We start from the raw sequence: 23361 nt of genomic DNA, 5'->3' as shown, positions 1-23361 counted from the left end.
GTTTGGAGTTTGTAAATTGATTAGTTACCTTTAAAGGTAGCTTCCTCACTTAAGCAGGCATAAATGCCTACCTCGACGTCAACCCACCGCTGAGCGGGATCCCGGCTTCGTAACAAGTTACTCGCGCTACTAAGTCCATGAATGCGCTGAATTCAAATCAGGGTTTCTTCGCCGCCATGTATCCCCTACGAGGGTAATAGAGAGTAGGTCATTTCCAGGCGGCTAATACAAGAAGGCCCGTTAATTTATTGGCTATAGCCCTTAGCGACGCACTAAATACCTGTGTGGCAGATATGCACTAGTAATAATTAGACGTTTATCAGTCACTTTCGAAATAGAAGAGATGAAAGCCCTTTGCCTAAGTAACGGGCCTTTTACGTTTAATGCGTTTTATTGAACAAGCTGTATGATAGTTGTGTGGTTTATATCTCTTCTCAAGTGTCACAGTGCTTAGCTTTGGAGTGGTCATGCTGTGTTTGTGGATATGCTGCTAGAGCAGCCTCGGCGTAGCTTAAGTCTGGTTACTTGTAACTATGGTTTGTCTGTAATCTATCTCGATAGTTTAAGAGTTATACCAATTCCATTAAGGATATACTTAGTCCAGAGCTTTCTCAGAGCTTTCAATTCAAGGCGCGTTGTGGAAGAAATGGTTATTCCCTTTTGAGACAATACAACGTAGTAGTGAAAGTCCTGAGATGCTCACAACGTGCGGCTGATATTTAAGGCATGGGGAAATCACTTAACACAGCGTATGTGACCTTCGATATACGACAAAATCGTCTATTTTGTACCATACAAAATAAGACATTCCGGCGCTCCTTGGCAGTCAGATTTAGGAGGTACGAAACCAAGGATGGTCGAAAGTAGAATAATGCAGGAGCAATTATCAAGATCGAAGCAGGATGACAGGCCGAGAATAACGGTTGGCGATAAGCCACTGACTTGTCTAAATTGATTTTAACTGCCGCTGAATGAACAACTCTTTGATGGAGCTGGTATTAGCATTAGAGGGGCGCTAGTTAAATTGTGGTCGTGGCGAAAGCTGTCCTGCAGTATACATGGTTAATTGTATTGTGGGGTCTGAGTGACTTGGTGGAAAAGTACTAAGGGTGGGTTATTGCGTTTACAAAAGATAAAGCCGCCAAGAGACGGCCTTAATGTCGCGGTGATTAGCTTAAGTAGCTCGCCGAAGTTATAACCAGTATCGAAAGGCTTAAACTCCAGAGTAATCCAGCTGTCGCCAAGCTTCGTAGCTGATGATCGCTACGGCGTTAGAGAGATTTAGACTGCGGCTTGTAGACATCATTGGAATTCGAAGTCGTTGCTCAGTTGGGATCGAATCTATTATATCCGCAGGTAAGCCACGACTCTCTGGGCCAAAAAGTAACACGTCATCCTGTTGAAAGGTTAACTCTGAATGTGGGCGGCTACCTTTAGTGGTACAAGCCATAATTCGTTTGCCTTGCATTGCTTCGAGAAACGATTCGAAATCTTTATGGTGAGTAACCTTTGCCAAGTCAGCGTAGTCTAAACCGGCACGACGTAACTTTTTATCTTCCAAGTCAAAACCTAAAGGCTCAATGAGGTGCAGTTGGCAGCCGTTATTAGCGATGAGTCTTATTATATTACCGGTATTTGGTGCTATTTCCGGTTCGTAAAGTGCTATATGAAACATGCGGGCCTGCCTAAATTTAAGAACTGAGATCTACTCCAATCGTAAGTATTGGTTAGTCAATAAATTGAAAATTTACTCACTTGATTGATACGAGACACTAAGCGCTTTTATTTGATCATTATTCAAAGAGTAAAACATTATACGGCAAACAAAGGGGTACTGAAAATAGCGTCGTGACGTGAGTTTGCTCGTATATCTGAGTTAGATCGATATGCACAAAACCCAATTAGGTCTATATTGCACTATATTAGAGCTCCCTCCACTAATAGGCACTATGATGGATATTGCTAAACTCTCACGGATCAGTATGAAGCATTTAATCACTTTACATGTGATGCTAGATACGCAAAGTGTAACAGCTAGTGCTAAGCGGTTATGTTTAAGCCCCTCTTCTGTAAGTAAGACATTGAGCCAGCTACGACAAAGCTTAGATGATGAACTTTTCTATCGTCATGGCAATAAGTTGGTGGCAACGCCTTTAGCACGGCGTTTAGGGCCTAATGTCCATCAAATCATTCATGATATGAATCTGCTGATCACCCAGGAGGAGTTTTCTGCAGCAGAATATGAGGGACGTTTTTCATTAGCTATGCGTGAAAGTACGTTTGAGTTGGTTGCTGCCAAACTATTGGCAGATGTACTACAACTAGCCCCGCACATTAAACTCGATATTCATGCTAAAGACAGTATAGGTTTCGAAGGAATAGTTAAGGGAAGTTTAGATTTTATTCTATTACCCCATGATAGGAGTCAACCACCCATTTCGCAGCCGGATCTAGTATGGGAGACGCTGATTGGTGATGAGATGGTATGCTTGATGAACGCTTGTCATCCGCTGGCGGAAAAGAGAATGATTTCAATCGATGATTACCTAAATTTTAGCCATGTAGGGATCAGTGATAGCGATCTCAATCGACCTTTTTTTGAGTTGAAACTTGAACAGCAAGCACGGAATCGCGCGACTCCTTTATCTGTGGCGGATTTTGGCAGTGCGGCATTGATGTGTCATCACAGTGAGTTGTTATTTACTTGTTCACGGCACTGGGCAGAAAATGCTCTGCAAGCCAAGGGGTTAGTTATTAAGGAGTTACCTTTTGATTATGGTGAAGTCGCCTATAGCTTGGTATGGCACAAGCAAAGTATGAATGATCCCGCCCATCGCTGGTTCTACGAGCGGTTAAAAGTGGTTACTGCTGAACTGTTTAATAAGAAAGAAATCTAGAAAAAACTGAACAAGAGCTACAGATAAGAGCTTGGTAGTACTATGTTAATCACACCATGTTGCGTAAGCTCGGTTGCTAGCTGTTTAATCTGTGCTTCGCTGCAAGTTGGCCAGTTTAGGGCGGCTCCGGTAACGCCATGGTGCTGGAATGCATTGAGTTTGATTCGAACTTTTTTCGGTAAGGTTTTGAGGTGGCTTGCCACAGCAGTAATTTCTGTGTCGAAATCGGTAATTCCAGGAATATGAAGTAAGCGTACTTCGTATAATTTCCCCTTTGAGGCTAATAACTCTATCGCGCTAATAACTCGGTGATTATCTCTGCCGGTAATATAACGATGGGTATCCTGCTGCCAAGATTTTAAGTCGACCATCGCACTATCGAGTACAGGCAGTAATTGTTGCCAACCGTTAATACTCAGGCTGCCATTGCTATCTAACATGCAGGTTAAGTGTGCTAACTCTTCATCCGCTTTTATAGCACTGAACAATTCGATGAGAAAAGGCAATTGAAGGCTCGCTTCCCCCCCGCTGACAGTAATACCATTAATAAAGTGTACCTGTTGACGAATGTTCGTTAGTAACTGCTCAACACTATATCGTTGGGTTTTTGGGCTTGATTGCTTAGGACACGCACTTAAGCAAAGATCACACTGAGTGCACAATGCTTCATTCCAGATAACCTGCGGTTTATTGTTACTTGTTATCAAGCTGAGAGCTTGTGTTGGGCAGCTTGGTAGGCAATTACCACAGTTATTACATAAATCTATTGTGTGGGGGTTGTGGCAGCTTTTACAGCGGTAGTTACAGCCCTGCATAAAGATAACCAGCCTGCTGCCAGGACCATCAACGCAGGAAAAGGGGATTATCTGGTTAACCACTGCCATATTAGTCAAAGTTTAATCCGAATAGCTTGGTGTCAATTCATGCGCGATCACTCGCGGCTGGCGTAGTAATATCTTGGTATTTGCTGCAGCTTCTGCACCTAAAAAAGTAGTGTTAGTTCTGGAGCCGTTCTCTTTGAATTTTTCAATGTCAGATAGCTTAATCATATAGCCTGTGACGCGCACTAGATCATTGGATGCGACGTTGACGGTAAACTCTCTAAAACCATGTTGCAGGGCGCCTTTGCAAAGTTGAAACATGGCGAGCGGATTTGATTTAACGGTTTCATCTATGGTGAGAATATCACTGATCCCCGAAGAGTAATATTGATGATGAGCCGCTAGAGCTTTGATATGAGCAATGGGGTTTGGCTCTGTTCCATAAGGGATCCGCACACCTGGAGTGACATCTTTATCTAGACTAATTCCGCCTTGAGAGTGCAGAGAGGCTCTATCGTTATAGCCGTACTCGACAGCAGTTGCTTTCACAATGGCATCAAGTGCTTTGGATATTTGATGACCCAATTCATTGGCTGCACGGTCGTGACCATAGTACGGGCTTGGCTTTTCTGAGTTTGATTCCGTTAACTCTGGGTGTCCGCGCAGAATATTAACGGCTTCTGCCATACCATAAATCCCAAACATGGGGGCAAAGCGAGATTCTTCAATTAACCCCTCCTTCACTAAAAAGCTGCTAAAGAAGTTAGATTCTTGATGGAGAAATCTGCAGCGAGCATTTATCAACTCATAGGTCAGTTGGCAGTAGTGTGGCAGTGTACTTTCGAAGAAGTCAGTGATGTCAGCAGCTTTTAATGCAACCTCTTTTAAATTAAGGCGTACTAAGGTGTTCGCTCCACCTGCTAGGGGCAGAGAGTTGTAACAACTGACGATGCCAAACCCTTTATCATCGTAGCTGTTAGCGTGGATTGGATAGTTGGCAATATGCGGTTTACTGCATTCGCAGATGTTAGTTGTGGCAACTTGCAGCAGCTCATCAGGTGTAATGCTTGGGTCATACATAAAAGTTAAATTTGGGGCTATCTGTTTAAGCTCTGCATCTATCTTTAAAATTGTACGGCATACGATATTGTCAGTCGGGCCAATATTAACGTGCATAAAGGCATCAGGCAGAGTTCTATCAAGCATTATCCAGAACAGTTTCAATTTACGATAAATGGTATCGCTATCTAGGTCGCGGCAAAATGGCATGAGAACATCATCTAGCTGACCCAAATATACCGGGATATTAGTAACGGAAGGTACATGATGATAGATAATTGTTAGTGCATTCAGTGCTTCATCTAAGTCTTGCGCAGCATTTAGCTCTAAGTATTTAGAGCCCTGTTTTAAATACTTAGCATAATCTGGCAGAACGTATCTAGGCTTGAAAGGTGCATTCCCTTCAAACATATCGCAAATAACCCCTGCTTGCATGGCTTGCTTAACCGCTGGTGACACAGCAACATAGGGCAAACTAGCATCTGCTTCAAGCGCCAAAAAATTAGACTTCTGCTTGGGAGAAAGTGTTGCGTCGCGAGTAATTTGACTGAGGCGTGTTAGTAAGGTCATGGCGTAATATCCACTAATATTCTATGGATAATATTTTAAAGTAAGCTTCTAGATTCCTATAGTGAAAAGCCAGCAAGATGGTTTTTCTATAATGGAAACCTGGCAACGGAGATCGCAGGCTTTCAGAAAGTTAAAGCCAAATATAGTGCAGTTAACAGTGACTATATTTGGCTTTGTATCTGAGCAAGCTATATTTTTATGATTATTGATCGTTTTTAAAAGAAGCCAAGTGGATTTGCATCGTAACTAACAAGCAAATTCTTGGTGTTTTGATAGTGGTCGAGCATCATCTTATGGGTTTCACGGCCAATACCAGATTTTTTATAACCGCCAAATGCCGCATGGGCAGGGTAGGCATGGTAGCAGTTTATCCACACCCGGCCTGCTTGAATACCACGACCCATTCGTTGGGCGGTATTCATGTCTCGAGTCCATACGCCGGCACCTAAACCGTATTCAGTATCATTGGCAATAGCCAGTGCCTCTGCTTCGTCTTTAAAGGTGGTGACTGAGATAACAGGGCCAAATATCTCTTCTTGAAAGACCCGCATGTCATTAGTGCCTTTTAAGATCGTTGGTCGAATGTAGAAGCCCTCACCATGTTCACCTTCAAGCTTGCAAGAGTCTCCGCCTACTAGTACTTCAGCGCCTTCATTCTTGCCTATTTGCAGGTAACTCAGAATTTTATCAAACTGTTCTTGAGAGGCTTGAGCACCCACCTGAGTTTCGGTATCGAGTGGGTTGCTCTGCTTTATCGTTTTACTACGTTCTATGACTTTGGCAATGAACTTGTCGTAGATAGATTCTTGGATCAATACTCGAGATGGACAGGTACACACTTCCCCTTGATTGAAGAAGGCTAGTAACATGCCTTCCACTGCTTTATCGAGATATTCATCTTCATGAGCCATTACGTCGGCAAAATAGACATTAGGAGACTTACCGCCCAGCTCTACCGTGGAGGGGATTAAAGATTCAGCGGCACATTTTAAAATATGATGACCGATTTCAGTGGAGCCTGTAAATGCCAATTTGGCAATACGAGTGCTCGTAGCTAATGCCTGACCCGCTTCATTACCAAAGCCATTAACAACATTGAGTACGCCTTTAGGAAGTAGATCTTCAATGAGTTCAAGCATGACTAGAATAGAAGCCGGAGTTTGTTCTGCTGGCTTTAATACGATGCAATTGCCCGCTGCGAGTGCGGGAGCAACCTTCCATGCAGCCATTAATATAGGGAAATTCCATGGAATGATTTGTCCGACAACTCCCAGAGGTTCAGGGAAATGGTAACTAACAGTATTGGCATCTATATCTGCAGCGCTGCCCTCTTGAGCACGAATGCAGCCTGCGAAGTAACGAAAGTGATCAACAACTAACGGTAAGTCTGCAGCTAATGTTTCTCGCACTGCTTTTCCATTATCCCATGTTTCAGCGATGGCGAGTGCTTCAATATTCTGTTCAATACGATCTGCAATTCGGAGCAAAATATTGGAGCGTTCGGTGACTGAGGTTTTCCCCCAGCTATCTTTAGCTTGATGGGCGGCATCAAGTGCAAGTTCAATATCACTGGCATCAGAGCGCGGGATCTGGCAAAAAACTTGGCCATCAACAGGAGAAGGGTTATCAAAGTAACGACCATTGACGGGCTTAACCCACTCACCACCAATAAAGTTTTGGTACTGTGGTTTGAAATTAATGACTGCATCGGCAGTTCCAGGTTTGCTATAAATCATACTGTTATTCCTTGTACGTTTTTTATGCGACAACTCAGTGTAGCCCCAAAGCAATCGTCAAGGTATAGGAATAAAGTCGGGTAGTTTGTGAGCAGAGGAATTAGTTATATTAAGGCTCGGTAGTTTAATTTATCGCAGTTAATGCGTGTGGCGCATTGCTTCTATGCAAAATATGCACTTCAGCCATAGTTGTTTATAGCCTATGCTCTCTGTATTAGTTTAAATAGGAACTCGTCATGTTTAACGCACTTGTATTGACCCAAGAAGAAAAGCTTACTCACGCTAACGTTCGTCAAATATCTGAGGCTGAACTGCCTGAAGGTGATGTATTAGTTGAAGTTGCATGTTCTTCTTTGAATTATAAAGATGGCTTGGCCGTTACTGGTGTAGGAAAAATTATCCGTAATTTCCCTATGGTGCCAGGTATCGATTTTGCTGGAACAGTACTCGAATCAAGCGATGAGCGTTACAAAGCAGGTGACAAAGTTATTTTAACTGGCTGGGGTGTTGGTGAGAATCACTGGGGCGGCTTAGCTGAAAAAGCACGAGTTAAAGCAGATTGGTTAGTGCCGATGCCTGAAAATTGCGACGCAGCTAAAGCGATGCAAATTGGCACTGCAGGTTTGACTGCCATGTTATGTGTTCAGGCATTACAGCAAGCAGGGATTAAGCCTAGCGATGGCGATATTTTAGTGACAGGCGCTAGCGGTGGTGTAGGCAGTGTTGCGGTAACCTTGCTAGCGCAGTTAGGTTATCGGGTTGTGGCAAGTTCTGGTCGTGTTGAACAGAACGGACCGCTATTGACCAAGCTAGGTGCCAGCGAAGTATTAGAGCGTAGTGAGCTTGAAGTTGATGCTAGGCCATTGGAAAAGCAGCGCTGGGCGGGCGTTGTCGATACTGTAGGTAATAAAGTATTAGCAACAGCATTGGCACAGATGCAGTACGGCGGTGCAGCAGCAATTTGTGGATTAGCAGGTGGCTTTGCTTTGCCTACTACTGTTATGCCGTTCATCTTACGTGGGGTAAACTTATTGGGAGTCGACTCAGTATCATGCCCATTCGAAAAGCGTCAAACAGCATGGCAAGATGTAGTTAGATTACTGCCAGCAAGCTATTTTGAAGCAGCTTGTGAAGCGATTGCTCTAGAGCAAGTACCAGAGTTTGCGCAGCGTATCATTAAAGGCCAAGTTACTGGCCGCGTTTTGGTTAATCTCTAACTGAGCAATAGCGTAAAGCCCAGCTAAATGCTGGGCTTTTTTATATCTAGATCTTAGATTGTTATACATTTTGCGGGCTCTGATCTAACAATTTTTGTGTAGCAGTGCTTACCTCTTCCCGTAACCACTTTTGTGCTTTGTCTTGCTCACAGCGAGAATGCCAAAAAAGATTGTAATCTAAGCTGGGTAATTTAAAGGGCAGCGGTTTTACTTTAAGCCTATGACGCTGAGCGACTATTTCCGCCATTCCCTCTGGTAGGGTAATGATAATAGGATGAATCGATTGCAGGGCGAGGGCGGTATCAATATGAGGCGTTCTAAGTAACTCCGTGCGCGCAGGGTAGTGGCTAATCGCATCATCGAGTAGTGCTTTGACTCCATCACTGATGGCTATCGTTGCATGAGGATAGTTGAGGTAATCAGCTAAGCTTATGTCGTTATTCGCAAGAGGGTGGTTAGGTGACAGTAAGCAGCTAACGCCCACTTTACCTAAAAATATATGTTGTAAATTAGCGGTTTGCCCTATAGCACGACATATCGCCATATCTGCACCTTTTACACTGAGCTGCGCCTGCAACTCAGTGTGTTGCACTGGTAAAATCTCAAGCCTGATATTAGGGGCTTGCTGATAAATATTCGGTAAGATGAAGGGCACTAATGCCTGCATCGCATAATCGGTTACCGCAATAGAAAACTGCTGCTGACACTCATTTGGTACGAATGCTTTCGGCGTTAATAAATTAATGAGTTGCCCAGTTGGCTGCTGTAGCTGTTGGTAACAGTCGAGCGCAAACTGTGTTGGTACCAGCTGTTGGCCTACCCGAGAAAACAGTGGGTCGTTGAGCATCTCACGCAGCCTAGCCAGAATGCGACTGGTGGCTGATTGACTAAGGTGCAACCTTTTAGCCGCTTGAGTGACACTGCGTTCCTCTACCAAAATTTGTAGCGCTATCAGTAGGCTCAGATCTTGGCGGTAGATCTCTTCTAATTCCATTGGATTCCTTAGCTTATTGCGCGCTCAGCAGTCGCTTCTCTGCTTGGCAGGCCTAATGATGGCATGAAAGTGTATTTCTCGGAACTATTGCTTACATTCAGATGTTCTTCTCTTGCTGGATTTTACGATTTATTAACCATTGAAACCCCATTGGCTTATTTAGATACTTTTGTTTGGTTTTGGTGGTTATAAAAGTAAAGTTGAGATTGGTGGAATCGCTAAATTAGCGTTGTAATGGTACTTATAGGTAACTTGTTGCGATGGCGCATTGTTTGGAATAGATTCCAAAATACTCCTAAAGTAGTAAAAACCTTAAACATTAGACCTAGCTTTGAATTCTCAGATGTTATTTTATTGTTTTAAATGTTCCGCCGTTTTACTCCCGTTTTGGAACTGGTTCCAGTCATATTATGTTCCTGTCGATTAAAACTAAAAGGTGATGACAGATGAGCAATAACAATCTGCTGGGACGCCGTAATTTCATTAAAGGAATGGGAGCTGCTGCGGGTGTCGCAATGGCTGCACCAGCAATGGCTATTTCTGAGAAAGCGGATGGCGTTAAGTGGGACAAAGAAGTTGAAGTCCTAATTATTGGTTCGGGTTTTGCGGGACTTGCGGCAGCTATTGAAGCTACACGTAAAGGCGCAAAAGACGTTCATATTTTCGAAAAGATGTCCTACTTCGGTGGTAACTCTGCGATTAACGGCGGTTTATTCGCTGCGCCAGGTACACCTATGCAGAAGCAGGAAGGTGTTAAAGATTCAGTTGATCGTATGGTTAATGACCAGCTTAAATCTGGCCGTGGTATCGCCGATGAAGCGCTACTACGTCACGTTGCAGAGCATGCCGTTGAAGCATTGCAAATGACATTAGATGCAGGTTCTGAATACCATCCGTACCTACAACAGCTTGGTGGTCACTCGGTCGCTCGTACTTATCAGACTACCGTTAGTTGTGGTGCTGGTATTACTCAACCATTGCTAAATGAATGTCGTAAACTAGGCGTTCATACTCATAACCGCGCTAAGTTTGAAGGTTTCTTAGTGGGTGAAAAGGGCGAAATAGTCGGCGTTAAAATGCGTGAGAACTATCACTTTGGTGAAGACCAACCGGGTAAAGTCAGTAATATTCGTGCAAAACGTGGCGTGATTATGGCGACTGGTGGTTTTGCGCAAAACGTCGATCTACGTATGGCGCAAGATCCAACACTTACTTCAGAAGTGGGTTGTACCAATGCTCCAGGCGCTACCGGTGAAGGTATGTACGAGATGTTCCGTCTAGGTGCTATCCCAGTACATTTAGCTCATATCCAATCTGGCCCTTGGGCATCACCAGATGAAGGTGGCTTCGGCTACGTATCTAACTACTCAATCTACAATTTCCCTCATTCAATGGCTGTTAACCGTCTAACAGGTAAGCGTTTTATGAATGAAATTGCTGACCGTAAGACTCGTGCAGATGCAGAACTAGCATGTCGTGATGAGAAAGGTGAAGCACTGCCTCCGATTTTGATTACTAGCTACAAGGATTCTAAAAAGCATCCAAATACCAAGAAAGTGATCAAGTACAACGTAGGTTGGAAATTCGATACGGTTGAAGAGTTGGCTAAGCATTTTGATGTGCCACTTAAACCGCTTAAAGCACAAATTGCTGAGTACAATGAGTACGTTAAATCAGGTGAAGATAAGCAGTTTGGCAAGAATATGACAAAAGCCAAAGACAAGTATATTCAAGCTCCATTTACCGTGGTTCGTTTGTGGCCAAAAGTTCACTACTGCCAAGGTGGTGTACAGATCAATACAGACGCAGCAGTGAAAGATAGCTTTACTGGTCAGTCAATTCCAGGTTTGTATGCTGCTGGTGAAGTGTGTGGTGGTATTCACGGTGTGAGTCGCTTAGGTAGTTGCTCAATTCCTGAATGCATGGTGATGGGTATGACAGCTGCTCGCAGTGTCATGAAAGCCTAATTCTGCCAGATAATAAGAGGAATGAGTGATGATTAAATTAAAAGCGATGTTGGCACTAACCTTAGGTTGCCTATTAAGCTTATCGGTACAAGCTGTTGAAATACGTGACCACCATAAGGAAGTGATTGGTAAAGACTGTAAGACATGTCATGACAATGGCATCAAGCAGTTCCCATCAGACCAAGCCTGTTTGCAGTGTCATGATGTTGATGACTTAGCTGAGCAAACTGCACGTAGTGAAGAAGATAAGTGGCAAAATCCACATAATAACCTTCACTATGGCAAAGAGTTACCTTGTCAAGAATGTCATGGTGAGCATACTTCAAAGCAACCACTTTGTAGTAACTGTCATACATTCAAGTTTGATAAGTTTAAAGAGTAATAATTAGCTTTACTTTGAGTTAAGTTCCATCTCAATTGTCCTAAAAAATTAGGTAGTGGCTATAACCGTTATTAGTTATAGCCATTTTTATTTAAATTTAAAAATTCCCTGCAAAGAATTTTATTCGGCCTCTATTAGAGGTCTTTTTTGTTTTTATATTTTTCTGTTCTCTTTTTTAGTTGTAGCTTTATAATTCGTTAGTAATATTGTTAACTCTTTTATGCGGTTATTTAATTTTTGTTTTTTATTTAAAGTTGGGTTGTTACCAGTTTTTGGAATCAGTTCCACATGTATTATTCCTGATGTAAATAATTATAAATAAACAGGTGTGATGTATGAAGACTAAAGTATTATTAGGAGCTCTATTATTATCTAATGGCGCTATTGCTGCAGATATTCCTGACTTTCTAGATGCCAAAGAAGTGAAGTCTGCTGAATTTGTTTGTTTGGGGGAACAACCAAGTTATTCAGCTAAAGATCAAAAGTACATTGATACTTTATGGAATGAAACGCTAAGTTATTTAGAAGCCTACGCAGTCGCGCTGACTAATGACCAATCAAGCGGTTGTTTAAATTCAGACACTGCCTTGGTTGATTCAACTGAAGGTGGCCAGAGCATGTGCGTTATGGATAGACGCGATATGAAGCTCATGGTGAAGAATATCTATCAAGTATTGAATAATAAAGATGAAGCTAAAAAATGTTTTGGTGCCAGAGAAGACGTTAGTTGGATCTACAATCCAGGCGGAGAGTTAACTAAAAATTCACCGGTTGCGCAGCATTTTAAGCGTACGACATTTAAAGAGTTTTTTGATAAGAAAGTCACCGACAAAAACGTTAAAAAATATGGTGAGCAATTCACCAAAAACTTCTACAAAATGGTGACAGGTGATGAAGTTAAAATGCCTGCCGTATTCCCGTATGACATTAGCGCTAAAGCATTGCCAAACCTATGGGCTGCAGCGGGTTGGTTCCCTATGTACGCCGAAGAAAGTAAGCGTAATGACAAGAACTTTAACAACATTCGTGGTGGTTACGCCTATGCCGAAATTTTTGGTCACTGGGGTTTACTGCGCATTGACGAGATCAATGGTGAAAAGGTTGGTGCTGAAGTGGGTATGACAGTGCAGTCAGTTGATACTCTTTACCCATTCCATAACCACGCTATCTCTGAAATATACTACAACATGCGTGTGCCAGCATGTACTAATCAGTTTAAAACAATGGCTGTGCGCGAAGACTCACCATTAGTTAAGACGGTTAAAGAAGACGATAGTATGCGTCGCGTACAGTTCGATGAAGGTCAACATAATTCGCAAACGATGTGGTTATCAGCAAGTGCAGAGCAAGATCCACTCATGTACTTCCATCAAAATACTATTCACGCTTTTGACATCGACGGCAGCTGTGAAGCCAAGCCTGAAGAGCGCGCAATTGTGTCTGTATGGGCTCGAAGTAATGCTCATGACAAGCGTAATGACTATGGAACGACTCTACTTTGTGAATCCGCTGCAAATCCTGGTACTCCCGCTAAACGTGGTGAAGTCATTCAGTGTGATTTAACTAAGTTGAAGTGGTAAATATATTTTAGGCGTTAGTGGCAAGAGCTCCCCTTGCCACTAACGCCAAGGAATATTGTTTTAATTAAATTATAAGAAATATCTACATATATCCGTCGCACAAATTTTTATGTTTTCACGAATATAAAAATAACATATTGCGACGGCAAGGATTCGATTAGAGGTAATGATGAAAAATAAAACTATAAGCTTAGCGGTTGCAAGTGTTTTATTTCCAATGCTTGTTGCTCCAGCAGTTGCAGATGATTTAAAAATTGGTGGTTCTGTTAGAGCTAACTACAGTTATAGCGATTATTCTGATTCTTCAAAAGATAAAGCTGGCGATTTCGATTTTAACTTGGTTTCAATCACTTTTGCCGACAAATGGAACGATATTGGTGTTGCTGCTGAATATCGTTTTTACCAAGGCTATGACTTTTTAAAATATGGTTATGCCTACTGGGACGTTAATGAAGATCTTACCGTTAGTGGTGGTGTTATCAATAAACCTTTTGGCAATAAAGGTTATGCATCTCATAACTGGTGGTATAGCTTAAACTACTACCTAGGCTTTGAAGATGACTATGGCGTTGGTGTTGCTGCTAAATATCAAAAAGGTAGTTCATTAACTGAACTCGCATTTATTAAAAATGCGGTATACGGTAGCAGTGACCACCGAGATTTTGCCGGTACGGTGGCTAAAGGCACCATCGGTGATATCGACTACAATAACGAAGAAACTAACACCATCGCAGGTCGTCAGAGTTTCACCTTAAACAGTGGAGATTTAACCACGGTTATTGGTGCATCGGTTGAGTATGGTCAGCTATACAATACCGAATTTGGCGAAAATGGTGACACACTCAATTACGCCGTGCATCTAGATATGAACTACGACGGTTGGGGCTTTCAGGCACAATACCTAGCTTATGACTATGACCAATATGATGATGGTCGTATTGATCCAAATAAGATTGGTATGGGTATGTTAGATAGTTTCTTTGAAGTAGCCAGTAAAGGTAATATCTACACGGCTAACCTATCAAAGAACATTGCGACTTCTTGGGGTAGTTATACTATCTACAATGATTTCAGCATGGTTCAGCCAGATTTTGATGAATACGATGACTCGATACTGAATACCACAGGTGTTTCACTAAGCTATGGACCTGTATTCGTTTACGTTGATTATTACGCAGCAAAAAATGTGCTTTGGCTTGGTGGCAACAGCCTTGGATTGACCCAAGCTAATGATGATTGGGATCATCGCTTCAACATTAACTTTGCTTACTACTTCTAGGTAAGCTTTTAATACATATAGGTATTAAACAAAAATGCCAACGTTATCGTTGGCATTTTTATGTTCAAAAAACTTTATTGGTAATCTGAATCAGCTTCTTTAGCAGGTGATGCTTCACCTAATTCAGTCACGTTGGCTTTAATGAGGTTAATCAGTTGATGAGTCGCATCTGTTTGAGTTTCTGGATTGAGGTACAGCGATTCATTGAATACTGGTAACGGTGGAATGTTATGCTCTACCGGATCGAGGATCTGCATCTTGTCGTTAATACGAAACTCTGCAATGGGTGAAATGACTATGTCATTTTCTACCGCTAAGCACATTGCCGCTGGTGAGGGTGTCGATAGCAGTACGCTCATTGGTCGCATCGATATTTGGTGGTTGGCAAATACTTGCGCTCGTATCGGACAGTTTTCAGGATATAGCGCTACAGGGACTGTCTCACGTTTATAGGCGCTGCCACCTTTAGCGGCTACCCAATGGAATCGGCGTTCAAACAACAATTCGCCAAGACCTGCCGCAGGCGCTTGCCAATGAGTGGCCACAATGACATCGAATTCGCCGTTATGTAAGCGTTTATAAAGGTTGCCGCTTACATCGGTATCAATGACTAACTCAATACAGGTAAATTCGCGAATAAACTCAAGTAAGCAGCTACCTAGATATCGATTGATGTAATCTGTCGGTACTCCGAGTCGTATGACTTCACGGTTTTGACATTCTTTAAGCTCGTCAAGTGCTTGAGAACTAAGCTGCATCATCTTGTATGCATAGTTAAGCAGCGTCTTTCCTGACTCCGTTAAGCTGACTCCCTTATTGTCTCTTAACAATAAAGGTTGGCCGACACTCTCTTCCAACTTTTTGATTTGCAAGCTAATCGTTGATTGTGTTCGACATAGTTTGTCTGCCGCTTTGGATAAGTTTCCACATTCAACTACCGCAATAAAGCTTTCTAATAGTTCAATTTTAAGCATGGGCTATTGAGTTTATTCATGATGCTATCAGTATTACTCAATAACCCTATAGCTCCTAGGCTGCTAATGTATGAATGTGAAGTTTATTTAAGTTTATTGTTAGATTTGTGAAGAGGTCGACATGAGTAATTGGCAGCAGCGAGAAAGCTATTTGACTGAAGTGGCAGAGCGATGTTTACGCGGTCACAAAAGTTTTGATTTGCGCCGGTCTCATTTGGTTGAAGCGAGCCAAATCTCTAAAGGGACTATCTATAATCATTTCCCGAGTGAAGCAGATTTGGTGGTTGCAGTGGCGACGGCACATTTTAAGCATCGATTAGAAAGAGCGGCTATTGATAGTGAACTTTATCCGGATTATCTCAAATGTTTTCTAATGCACCATTGTTGGTCAATCCGTGATGATCTTTTACATGATCGGTTTATCATAGCTCGAGTGATGCCTAACTCTGAATTACTAGCGCAAGCCACGGATGATAATCGCTATGCCTTCGAGCAGGTTTATGCTGAATACATTGAGTGGAATCGTTATCTGGTTGAGTCTATGGGGGTTGTGGAAGGCTTTAACAGGGCTGAGCTGGTGGCTAACTACTTGCGCGGCGCCCAGATAAATTGTAACGATGCTGATAAGCAATATAATGATCCAAATCTCTACTATCAATTTAGTTATGCGTTAGCGCAGCTACTCGGGCATTCAAATAAACGCCTACCAACGTTAAATTACTATATCGACTGGCTTGCCGAGCTAGAAGGTTCTGCCAACGCGGCTTGAGAATAGCTGCATTTTCCTCTATATAAGCTAAGGTTAGCGCGGTAGAGTAATCGTTACTTTCAAGCCATTAGGCTGACAATTGTCGGCCTTTATTTGACCTTGATGAGCGCTAATTGCCGCTTCTGCGATCGCTAAGCCTAAGCCCCAACCTCCGGACTCCCTATCTCTTGCAGATTGTGGTCGATAAAACGGTTTGAAAATAGCTTCTAAATCGGCAGCATCTGGGATCCCTGGGCCATCATCAATAATTTCAAGCTTCAGCTGTTGAGCGGAAAGTGAAGTTCGAATGGTGACTTGTGACGTTGCATAACGAATAGCATTACGCAGTAAGTTCTCTACGGCTCGAGTGAGCGGCCTTGGGTAAATGGGCAGCTGTATCGATTCATCTATATCAATATGCAGTAGCTTGTTCTGTTGTTGGGCTTCAAAGTCAGCGTCATCGAGCACCTGACTTAACGCTTCGGCAAGCTCTAATTGGTGTTTAGCTTCATTGGCATTGAGCTTCACCCGTGAAAGCTCCAATAGCTCCGCAATCATCTTCTCTAGTTGATCAGCCTCGTATTCAATACGCTCAGTTTCCAGTGTGTCTTGCCCTTTCTTACGACTCAATGCTAGTGATAGTTTTAGTCGTGTCAGAGGGGTGCGCAGCTCATGAGAGATATCGCTTATGAGTCGTTGTTGGCTGTTGACCATATCTTCAACGGAATCTGCCATGCCATTAAAAGCTTGCGCCAGTTGACCTATTTCATCATTACGCTTAGCTGTTGCTGTATCGACACGGCTGCTGAGATCGCCGTTAGCGAGTGCATCGGCACTGTTTTTAAGTGATCGCAGCGGTTTACCTAGGTGCCAAGCAAACAGCCCACAAAGGAAACCAGACAATAAAATCGCAATGGTTAACGTTAACAGTTTATTGTCAATAAAGAAGAAGAACCACGGACGGGGATGGTGCTCAGGAACCCGACCGTATAGCGCATACTGTTTACCTTCGACTTGAAATTCATAAGGGCCAAATAATAGCTCATCCCTAAATTGGTGCTTTATTGGCTTACCTGCTTCATCAGCTAAGAGCATAAATCGGCGTAGTGCACGTGAAGGCTTGTGGGTATTGAGCACATTGGCATTCTCATCGACAAGGTAGATCCTCACCGGGCGACCGTCGCTTTCTTTGAAACGGTGAAAACGTTTGATCCGCTCAGGCTGCAATACCTGTGGTGATTCGGTTATCCTTTTAGCAAATTTAGATAACAACCTTTCGAAATGAGGCGGCAGTGCCGACTGGTCATGATTTTGTTGCAACAGTGGTAATAGGCCGATTAACGCAATGATGAGTGAGCTGCAGAGCCAGAAGCCAAGCAGTAATTTTACAAAAATATTATTGGGGCTTTTTCTTATTGGCATCTAAGGTAACCAGATATAGCCTTTGCCACGGATCGTTTTTACTCTTGGGCGACCATCAATGCGTTCGGGCATTTTCTTTCGTAGGTTAGACAGGTGCATGTCTAAACTGCGATCAAAAGGCATCAGCTTTTTACCAAGGACTTTTTCGCTGAGTGTCTCTTTGGAGGCGAGCTCACCAGCATTTTTAACCAATTCGTATAGCAAACTAAATTCAGTGCCTGTGAGTACAATAAGCTGTTCTTGGCAGTGCACTTCTTGGCGGGCAGGATCTAAGTTGAGATCGCCAAAAGTGTGTACTGCTTGAATTTTGTCATCGGGCTGTACATTGGTGCGGCGAATGATGGCGCGAATTCGAGCAACAAGTTCACGGTCATTAAAAGGTTTTGGCAGATAGTCATCAGCGCCAATTTCAAGGCCGACAACTCTGTCTATCTCATCACCACGTGCGGTTAACATCAACACTGGGGTTTGCTTTTTAGTGCGTAGTGCACGTAACACTTCAAAGCCGTTGAGTTTTGGGAGCATGACATCTAGCAAGATAAGGTCAAAGGGCTGCCCAACAGCTAGATCGAGTCCCGCCTGTCCGTCATGGGCTAACGTCAGTTCAAATCCTTCAAGTTCTAATAGCTGTGCCAGCAGTTCTGAAAGACCTAAGTCATCATCTATCAACAATATACGGCTCATGTTAACCCTTTTTAGCTTACTTAATATTTGGAGTATACCTTGTTTGATGTCAATTGCAGTTTAGGAATGTAATCGAACGTAAAGATGCTTATTGACACGTTTAGTTGCAGGAGCTTTACAGTGTTTTACGCGCGCAAAACTCTCACTTACATTACGATCACTATACTGGAAAGCGTCAATTACAGCTTAGTGATGCTAAGTTCAATAATATTTTAAGAGGCTACCATTATGAAAAACAATACATTGAAAGCAAGTTTGCTCGCCATAGTGGCTAGTACGGCACTATTAACTGCAGGTGTTTACGCCGCTGATAACGCTAAAGACTCTAACGACGGTCATGGTAAACAAGGATATCACCAAATGAAAGGTGATCGTGGCGGTCATAAAGACATGCGCAAAATGTTCCGCGGTTTAGATCTAACAGATGAACAAAAAACTGAATTAAAGGCATTGTTTACTTCGCATCGTGATGAGATGAAGCAGAGCCGTCCATCAAAAGAGGAAAGGGCTGCACAGAAAGAGCAGATGTTGAACTTTATTACAGCCACTAACTTTAGTGAAGATGAAGTTAGACAAGCATTAGCAGCTAAGCAAGAAGCGCGTCAGCAAAAAGCCGTAGATATGCTAAAACTGCAAAACCAAGCCTATCAAATATTAACACCTGAGCAGCAAGAGAAGTTTAAGCAACGTTTTGCTAAGCACGGTAAAAGATAGCTAACGCTGATAAATACCCATAGTATTTATCTATTACAGTGATTGCTATTAACTTGAGGGGAATCATCAGTTTTCCCCTCAGTATGATATAAACTTAAGATCTAGACTTCCCATACTGAATTAGTAACTCGATCTTATGAATGACTCTTCCCAATATGACTTCTGGGTGAAGCTGGCTAGCCGCGCGGCGGTTGCGACAGCTTTAACCCTTATTGTTATTAAGCTTGCTGCATGGATGTATTCTGGCTCAGCCAGTATGTTGGCTTCTTTAACAGATTCTTTTGCTGATGCTTTGGCTTCTATCGTTAACTTTATTGCGATTCGCTATGCGATTGTGCCGGCTGATCAAGACCATCGTTATGGTCATGGTAAAGCGGAGCCTTTAGCGGCTCTCGCGCAATCAGCCTTTATTTTAGGCTCTGCCTTCCTGTTATTTTTCCACGGTGGAGAGCGTCTAATTAACCCTGTAGAAGTTAAGCATGCCACTTTAGGTGTGATTGTTTCTATTATTGCGATAATCATGACCTTTGCACTGGTGATACTACAGAAAAGGGCGCTTGCAGCAACCTCTAGCACTGTGGTTGAAGCCGATGCTTTACACTATAAGTCAGACCTATTTTTAAATGCTGCGGTTTTGCTTGCCTTAGTGCTATCGCAGTATGGCTGGTGGTGGGCTGATGGCTTGTTTGCTGTGTTGATTGCACTGTTTATTGGTCAGCAGGCGGTTGGACTGGCTTATCGCTCAGTGCAATCGCTGCTTGATCGTGAACTTGACGATGAAACGCGAGATAAGATCACTGGTATCGCCATTAATGATCCTCAAGTTAAAGGTATTCATGATCTTCGTACTCGTGAATCAGGAAAAACCATGTTTATTCAATTCCATTTAGAGTTAGATGGAGCGCTAAGTCTTGAGCAAGCCCATCAGATAGCGGTTGCTACCTCAGCCAGGATCCGACAAGAGTTTGTTGAAGCAGAGGTGATTATTCACCAAGATCCAGTATGAAATCGAGCTAGTTTGATACAGAAATGAGCCACAACCTCGTTGAATAAATGTTGTGCATGTGGCTTTGATGGTTGCAAAAAGGTAATTAAAATAATTATTTACATATGAATGTAGCAGTTTGTATCGTCGCTATGGTAAATTCCTTCGCATCAAAAACGATGTAGGGAATGAATCATGAAAAAATTATCAATTATAGCGCTAGCAGTATTAGGTTTAACCACTTCAACAGTTGCTTCTGCAGAGGCAGATCGTGTTGGCGCATACGTTGGTGGTCAAATTGGTGCTTTTTCAGCAGATGTTGAAGGCGATTCTGAGTCTGGACAAAGCTATGGTGCTTACGGTGGATACAACTTTAACGAATGGTTTGGTTTAGAAGGTACTATCTACGTCACTAACGACTTTGTTGATAATGAATTCGGTAGCATACATGCTGCATCTTTTAGTGTTGCGCCTAAGTTTACGCTTGTGCTTAACGATACGTTTTCTTTGTACGGTAAAATCGGTGTGGCATCAGTAGCTGTTGTTGCTGATAACGTTATCCGTGATGTTGATTACCAAGGTTTCGGTTTAACTGTTGGTGCAGGTGTTAATGCTGCAGTCACTGATAAGTTAAACATCCGCTTGGGTTATGACTTTACCTCTGCAGACCTTGATTCAGATGATTTTGGTGCCCAAGATATTGATATGGATCTGTCAAACGTTACGCTAGGCATGCATTACCAGTTCTAAGCTGAGTTGATGCTGTATCTGGCTAGTAATAAAAAAGGATATCGTTTGATATCCTTTTTTAGTTTTGAGCCTGGGGCTTCAGCTATTCCATTGCGAGCTCTTTAAGCTTGCGAGTTAAGGTGTTACGTCCCCAACCTAAGCGCTTAGCTGCTTCCTGTTTATGACCATTGGTATGCTTTAGTGCTGTTTCCAACAAGATACGCTCAAAAGCTGGTTGAACTTCCGTAAGCAGATCACTTTCACCATCTGCTAGGCGTTGATCAATCCACAGCTTAAGTGCCGTTTCCCAATCATTATCATGACTATTTATCTCAGTGGATACATTGGTATCTTGTAGTAATTCAGGCGGTAAGTCTTGGGGGAGGATCTCTTGCCCAGAGGCCATTACGGTTAACCAACGACAGGTATTCTCCAGTTGACGTACGTTACCCGGCCACGGCAAAGTTGCTAGTTTATTGGCCGTTTCTTTGGTCAATGTTTTGGGTTCAACATCGATCTCTTTTGCGGCAATCGCGAGAAAGTGACGAGCCAGCTGAGCAATATCTTCTCGGCGTTGCGATAGCGGTGGCAGATGCACTCGAATAACGTTCAGTCGGTGAAACAGATCTTCTCGAAACTCACCTTGTTGCACTAGTAACTCTAGATTTTGGTGGGTTGCTGCAATAATTCGCACATCGACTTGCACTGGTGAGTGACCACCGACTCGGTAAAATTGCCCATCAGCTAGCACCCTGAGTAAACGTGTTTGTACATCTAGTGGCATATCACCGATTTCATCGAGAAATAGCGTACCGCCATTAGCCTGTTCAAATCGCCCTTGGCGCACACTGCCTGCCCCCGTAAAAGCGCCCTTTTCATGGCCAAAAAGCTCTGATTCAATGAGGTCTTTAGGAATAGCCGCCATGTTGATGGCAATAAATGATTTATCTTTTCTCGGGCTGTGCTTGTGCAGCGCGCTTGCTACCAGCTCTTTACCCGTTCCTGATTGGCCATTAATCAATACACTAATCGATGATCGTGATAGTCGGCCAATGGCTCTAAAGACTTCTTGCATCGCCGGGGCTTCGCCAATGATTTCTGGTGTGGCAATGACAGGTTCTGCCGCCGTATTACTGCTATTCTGTTCGTTAGCATGTGTTATCGCCCGTTCAACCAAGGAGATAGCTTCATCGATATCAAACGGTTTTGGCAGGTATTCAAATGCGCCTGCCTGGTAGGCGCTAACGGCGCTATCAAGATCTGAGTGAGCCGTCATAATGATAACGGGAATATGTGGGTAGTGGTTTTGCAAGCGTTCTAATAAAGTTAATCCGTCGGTGCCTGGCATACGAATATCAGACACGATGACTTTGGGCTCCGCCATTTCTAAAGCATCCCATAGTGACTCTGCAGCAGCAAAGCTGGCGCTGCTTAAGTTGGCACTTTTGAGCGATTTTTCAAGTACCCAGCGAATAGAGCTATCATCATCGAGGACCCACACTTGTTCTGTCATGTTTATATATTCCTCAATTAACTATTGATGGGTAAGGTGATGGTGAAGGCGGTACGACCTATAGATGAGTCACAATCAATTCGACCGCCGTGAAGCCGGGCAAAATTATGAGCAATGGACAAACCTAAGCCAGAACCTTGTTCTCGACCAGTAACCATTGGGTAAAATAGGGTATCCATCAGCTCAGGGTTAATGCCCGGACCGTTATCAATAACAGATAGCATTAATACCAATTTGTGCCGTTGGGTACCGATTGTGACTTGATGTTGGGTGCGGGTTTTTATACTGATATTTCCGCCGGCTTTGTCGAGTGCTTGAACCGCATTTTGCACAATATTTAGCAGAGCTTGCTGCAGCTGATCGGGATCCATTTCGATATCAGGGATCGAAGGATCATAATCTTGAGTCAGGCTGATATTGTCAGGCAATGTTAAGTTCACTAGCTGCAATACCTTATGTACCACTTCGTGGATGTTATAGAGGCTGTGCTGAGTTGGCTTTTGTGGGCCTAATAACCGATCAACAAGGCTCCGTAGACGATCAGCTTGCTCAATAATAAGGTCGGTAAACTCATTGAGCTCAGGCTCTTTTAGTTCTCGTGATAACAGTTGCGCCGCGCCGCGTAACCCTCCTAGTGGGTTTTTGATCTCATGGGCAAGGTTTCTAACAAGAAATTGTGCTGCCTGTTGCTGAGCATCTTGAGTGAGTTGCTGATGGATCCTTCGCTGTTGATCGACCTGCCTCAACTCAAGTAACGCTTGGCTATTTTCTTGTTCAATTGGGGTTAAGGTGACATCAACAGTATACTGTTGCCCATCTAAAGTGACGAGGGATACAGTGTTAACCGTAAGACCCTGATTGTCTCTAATGGCAACTTGCAACAGGGGGAGATCGACCGCTAAGGTTTGATAATGGTTAGGAAAGCTCAGCTCAAGCAGCTTATTGTTACTCACGCCTAAAAGTTGCTCAGTGGCGACATTAGTATAAAGCAACTCGAGTTCATCATTTATGACTAGCACAGCAGTCACTAAGTGATTGAGCAATAAACCTGTATCCATCTACGACTCCGCCTTATTCAGTTGCACCATTT

The 23361-nt window shown here is 43.0% G+C and carries 20 protein-coding genes; 10 read left to right on the top strand and 10 right to left on the bottom strand.

Features of this window, described 5'->3' with window-relative positions; all coding sequences use genetic code 11:
• Nucleotides 1-1213 precede the first annotated feature (1213 nt).
• Nucleotides 1214-1675 carry a tRNA (uridine(34)/cytosine(34)/5-carboxymethylaminomethyluridine(34)-2'-O)-methyltransferase TrmL gene (gene trmL, locus AB4238_RS08275; protein WP_220738117.1) on the bottom strand — a complete coding sequence of 154 codons (462 nt, stop codon included), beginning with the start codon at nucleotides 1673-1675 and terminating at the stop codon, nucleotides 1214-1216.
• 277 nt (nucleotides 1676-1952) lie between these two features.
• Here trmL and AB4238_RS08270 point away from each other — a divergent pair, with 277 nt between their 5' ends.
• Entirely contained in the window at nucleotides 1953-2897 is a 945-nt protein-coding gene (locus AB4238_RS08270) for a LysR family transcriptional regulator (RefSeq protein ID WP_372032795.1), read from the top strand.
• Between the two features lie 17 nt (nucleotides 2898-2914).
• On the opposite strand, the gene AB4238_RS08265 is transcribed toward AB4238_RS08270, so the two are convergent.
• From AB4238_RS08265 to AB4238_RS08255, 3 genes are all read right to left on the bottom strand, one after another.
• Entirely contained in the window at nucleotides 2915-3781 is an 867-nt protein-coding gene (locus tag AB4238_RS08265) for a YjjW family glycine radical enzyme activase (protein ID WP_372032799.1), read from the bottom strand.
• Nucleotides 3782-3793: 12 nt separating this feature from the next.
• Nucleotides 3794-5347, bottom strand: coding sequence for a YjjI family glycine radical enzyme (locus tag AB4238_RS08260; protein ID WP_372032793.1), 1554 nt, complete (start codon nucleotides 5345-5347; stop codon nucleotides 3794-3796).
• Between the two features lie 215 nt (nucleotides 5348-5562).
• Complete coding sequence (locus tag AB4238_RS08255; protein WP_372032792.1) at nucleotides 5563-7083, bottom strand: aldehyde dehydrogenase family protein; 1521 nt, start codon at nucleotides 7081-7083, stop codon at nucleotides 5563-5565.
• A gap of 236 nt (nucleotides 7084-7319) precedes the next feature.
• Here AB4238_RS08255 and AB4238_RS08250 point away from each other — a divergent pair, with 236 nt between their 5' ends.
• Nucleotides 7320-8300: an MDR family oxidoreductase gene (locus AB4238_RS08250; protein ID WP_372032790.1), complete on the top strand. Its 981-nt coding sequence runs from the start codon at nucleotides 7320-7322 to the stop codon at nucleotides 8298-8300.
• Nucleotides 8301-8361: 61 nt separating this feature from the next.
• On the opposite strand, the gene AB4238_RS08245 is transcribed toward AB4238_RS08250, so the two are convergent.
• On the bottom strand, nucleotides 8362-9294 hold the full coding sequence (locus AB4238_RS08245; protein ID WP_372032788.1) for a LysR family transcriptional regulator: 933 nt from the start codon (nucleotides 9292-9294) through the stop codon (nucleotides 8362-8364).
• 446 nt (nucleotides 9295-9740) lie between these two features.
• On the opposite strand from AB4238_RS08245, the gene AB4238_RS08240 reads away from it, so the two are divergent.
• The 4 genes from AB4238_RS08240 to AB4238_RS08225 all read left to right on the top strand — a co-directional run bounded on the left by AB4238_RS08240 (nucleotide 9741) and on the right by AB4238_RS08225 (nucleotide 14502).
• On the top strand, nucleotides 9741-11261 hold the full coding sequence (locus AB4238_RS08240) for a flavocytochrome c (protein WP_372032786.1): 1521 nt from the start codon (nucleotides 9741-9743) through the stop codon (nucleotides 11259-11261).
• 28 nt (nucleotides 11262-11289) lie between these two features.
• A complete protein-coding gene (locus tag AB4238_RS08235) occupies nucleotides 11290-11643 on the top strand; it encodes a cytochrome c3 family protein (RefSeq protein WP_220738109.1) in 354 nt (117 codons plus the stop codon).
• 335 nt (nucleotides 11644-11978) lie between these two features.
• The gene (locus AB4238_RS08230; RefSeq protein WP_372032784.1) at nucleotides 11979-13223 is read left to right on the top strand and encodes a hypothetical protein; all 1245 of its coding nucleotides are present in this window, start codon (nucleotides 11979-11981) and stop codon (nucleotides 13221-13223) included.
• A gap of 166 nt (nucleotides 13224-13389) precedes the next feature.
• Nucleotides 13390-14502, top strand: coding sequence for a hypothetical protein (locus AB4238_RS08225; RefSeq protein WP_372032783.1), 1113 nt, complete (start codon nucleotides 13390-13392; stop codon nucleotides 14500-14502).
• 74 nt (nucleotides 14503-14576) lie between these two features.
• Here the strand turns inward: AB4238_RS08225 and AB4238_RS08220 are convergent, their stop codons facing one another.
• Nucleotides 14577-15476 (bottom strand): LysR family transcriptional regulator, encoded by a 900-nt coding sequence (locus AB4238_RS08220; protein ID WP_220738106.1) that lies wholly within the window; start codon nucleotides 15474-15476, stop codon nucleotides 14577-14579.
• A gap of 121 nt (nucleotides 15477-15597) precedes the next feature.
• On the opposite strand from AB4238_RS08220, the gene AB4238_RS08215 reads away from it, so the two are divergent.
• Nucleotides 15598-16245: a TetR/AcrR family transcriptional regulator gene (locus AB4238_RS08215; protein WP_372032781.1), complete on the top strand. Its 648-nt coding sequence runs from the start codon at nucleotides 15598-15600 to the stop codon at nucleotides 16243-16245.
• 33 nt (nucleotides 16246-16278) lie between these two features.
• Here the strand turns inward: AB4238_RS08215 and AB4238_RS08210 are convergent, their stop codons facing one another.
• A complete protein-coding gene (locus AB4238_RS08210) occupies nucleotides 16279-17646 on the bottom strand; it encodes an ATP-binding protein (protein ID WP_372032779.1) in 1368 nt (455 codons plus the stop codon).
• Nucleotides 17647-18330, bottom strand: a complete 684-nt coding sequence (locus AB4238_RS08205) for a response regulator (protein WP_372032778.1) — start codon at nucleotides 18328-18330, stop codon at nucleotides 17647-17649.
• Nucleotides 18331-18558: 228 nt separating this feature from the next.
• On the opposite strand from AB4238_RS08205, the gene AB4238_RS08200 reads away from it, so the two are divergent.
• The 3 genes from AB4238_RS08200 to AB4238_RS08190 all read left to right on the top strand — a co-directional run bounded on the left by AB4238_RS08200 (nucleotide 18559) and on the right by AB4238_RS08190 (nucleotide 20779).
• A complete protein-coding gene (locus AB4238_RS08200; RefSeq protein ID WP_372032776.1) occupies nucleotides 18559-19044 on the top strand; it encodes a Spy/CpxP family protein refolding chaperone in 486 nt (161 codons plus the stop codon).
• A gap of 136 nt (nucleotides 19045-19180) precedes the next feature.
• Nucleotides 19181-20050 carry a cation diffusion facilitator family transporter gene (locus AB4238_RS08195; RefSeq protein ID WP_372032775.1) on the top strand — a complete coding sequence of 290 codons (870 nt, stop codon included), beginning with the start codon at nucleotides 19181-19183 and terminating at the stop codon, nucleotides 20048-20050.
• 174 nt (nucleotides 20051-20224) lie between these two features.
• Complete coding sequence (locus tag AB4238_RS08190) at nucleotides 20225-20779, top strand: porin family protein (RefSeq protein ID WP_372032773.1); 555 nt, start codon at nucleotides 20225-20227, stop codon at nucleotides 20777-20779.
• A gap of 82 nt (nucleotides 20780-20861) precedes the next feature.
• Here the strand turns inward: AB4238_RS08190 and glnG are convergent, their stop codons facing one another.
• On the bottom strand, nucleotides 20862-22277 hold the full coding sequence (gene glnG / locus AB4238_RS08185; RefSeq protein ID WP_372032797.1) for a nitrogen regulation protein NR(I): 1416 nt from the start codon (nucleotides 22275-22277) through the stop codon (nucleotides 20862-20864).
• Nucleotides 22278-22288: 11 nt separating this feature from the next.
• Nucleotides 22289-23329 carry a nitrogen regulation protein NR(II) gene (gene glnL / locus AB4238_RS08180; RefSeq protein WP_372032772.1) on the bottom strand — a complete coding sequence of 347 codons (1041 nt, stop codon included), beginning with the start codon at nucleotides 23327-23329 and terminating at the stop codon, nucleotides 22289-22291.
• Nucleotides 23330-23361 lie beyond the last annotated feature (32 nt).

Origin of the sequence: Shewanella sp. 10N.286.45.A1 (assembly GCF_041470405.1) — a bacterium.
Taxonomy (GTDB): Bacteria; Pseudomonadota; Gammaproteobacteria; order Enterobacterales; family Shewanellaceae; genus Shewanella.
Note: the sequence above shows the minus strand (reverse complement) of the source record. Positions and strands in the feature narration are given on the sequence as shown.

Coding starts and splice junctions, on each gene's coding strand:
- trmL (WP_220738117.1), bottom strand. CDS start 1,675: ATGTTTCATATAGCACTTTACGAACCGGAAATAGCACCAAATACCGGT.
- AB4238_RS08270 (WP_372032795.1), top strand. CDS start 1,953: ATGGATATTGCTAAACTCTCACGGATCAGTATGAAGCATTTAATCACT.
- AB4238_RS08265 (WP_372032799.1), bottom strand. CDS start 3,781: ATGGCAGTGGTTAACCAGATAATCCCCTTTTCCTGCGTTGATGGTCCT.
- AB4238_RS08260 (WP_372032793.1), bottom strand. CDS start 5,347: ATGACCTTACTAACACGCCTCAGTCAAATTACTCGCGACGCAACACTT.
- AB4238_RS08255 (WP_372032792.1), bottom strand. CDS start 7,083: ATGATTTATAGCAAACCTGGAACTGCCGATGCAGTCATTAATTTCAAA.
- AB4238_RS08250 (WP_372032790.1), top strand. CDS start 7,320: ATGTTTAACGCACTTGTATTGACCCAAGAAGAAAAGCTTACTCACGCT.
- AB4238_RS08245 (WP_372032788.1), bottom strand. CDS start 9,294: ATGGAATTAGAAGAGATCTACCGCCAAGATCTGAGCCTACTGATAGCG.
- AB4238_RS08240 (WP_372032786.1), top strand. CDS start 9,741: ATGAGCAATAACAATCTGCTGGGACGCCGTAATTTCATTAAAGGAATG.
- AB4238_RS08235 (WP_220738109.1), top strand. CDS start 11,290: ATGATTAAATTAAAAGCGATGTTGGCACTAACCTTAGGTTGCCTATTA.
- AB4238_RS08230 (WP_372032784.1), top strand. CDS start 11,979: ATGAAGACTAAAGTATTATTAGGAGCTCTATTATTATCTAATGGCGCT.
- AB4238_RS08225 (WP_372032783.1), top strand. CDS start 13,390: ATGATGAAAAATAAAACTATAAGCTTAGCGGTTGCAAGTGTTTTATTT.
- AB4238_RS08220 (WP_220738106.1), bottom strand. CDS start 15,476: ATGCTTAAAATTGAACTATTAGAAAGCTTTATTGCGGTAGTTGAATGT.
- AB4238_RS08215 (WP_372032781.1), top strand. CDS start 15,598: ATGAGTAATTGGCAGCAGCGAGAAAGCTATTTGACTGAAGTGGCAGAG.
- AB4238_RS08210 (WP_372032779.1), bottom strand. CDS start 17,646: ATGCCAATAAGAAAAAGCCCCAATAATATTTTTGTAAAATTACTGCTT.
- AB4238_RS08205 (WP_372032778.1), bottom strand. CDS start 18,330: ATGAGCCGTATATTGTTGATAGATGATGACTTAGGTCTTTCAGAACTG.
- AB4238_RS08200 (WP_372032776.1), top strand. CDS start 18,559: ATGAAAAACAATACATTGAAAGCAAGTTTGCTCGCCATAGTGGCTAGT.
- AB4238_RS08195 (WP_372032775.1), top strand. CDS start 19,181: ATGAATGACTCTTCCCAATATGACTTCTGGGTGAAGCTGGCTAGCCGC.
- AB4238_RS08190 (WP_372032773.1), top strand. CDS start 20,225: ATGAAAAAATTATCAATTATAGCGCTAGCAGTATTAGGTTTAACCACT.
- glnL (WP_372032772.1), bottom strand. CDS start 23,329: ATGGATACAGGTTTATTGCTCAATCACTTAGTGACTGCTGTGCTAGTC.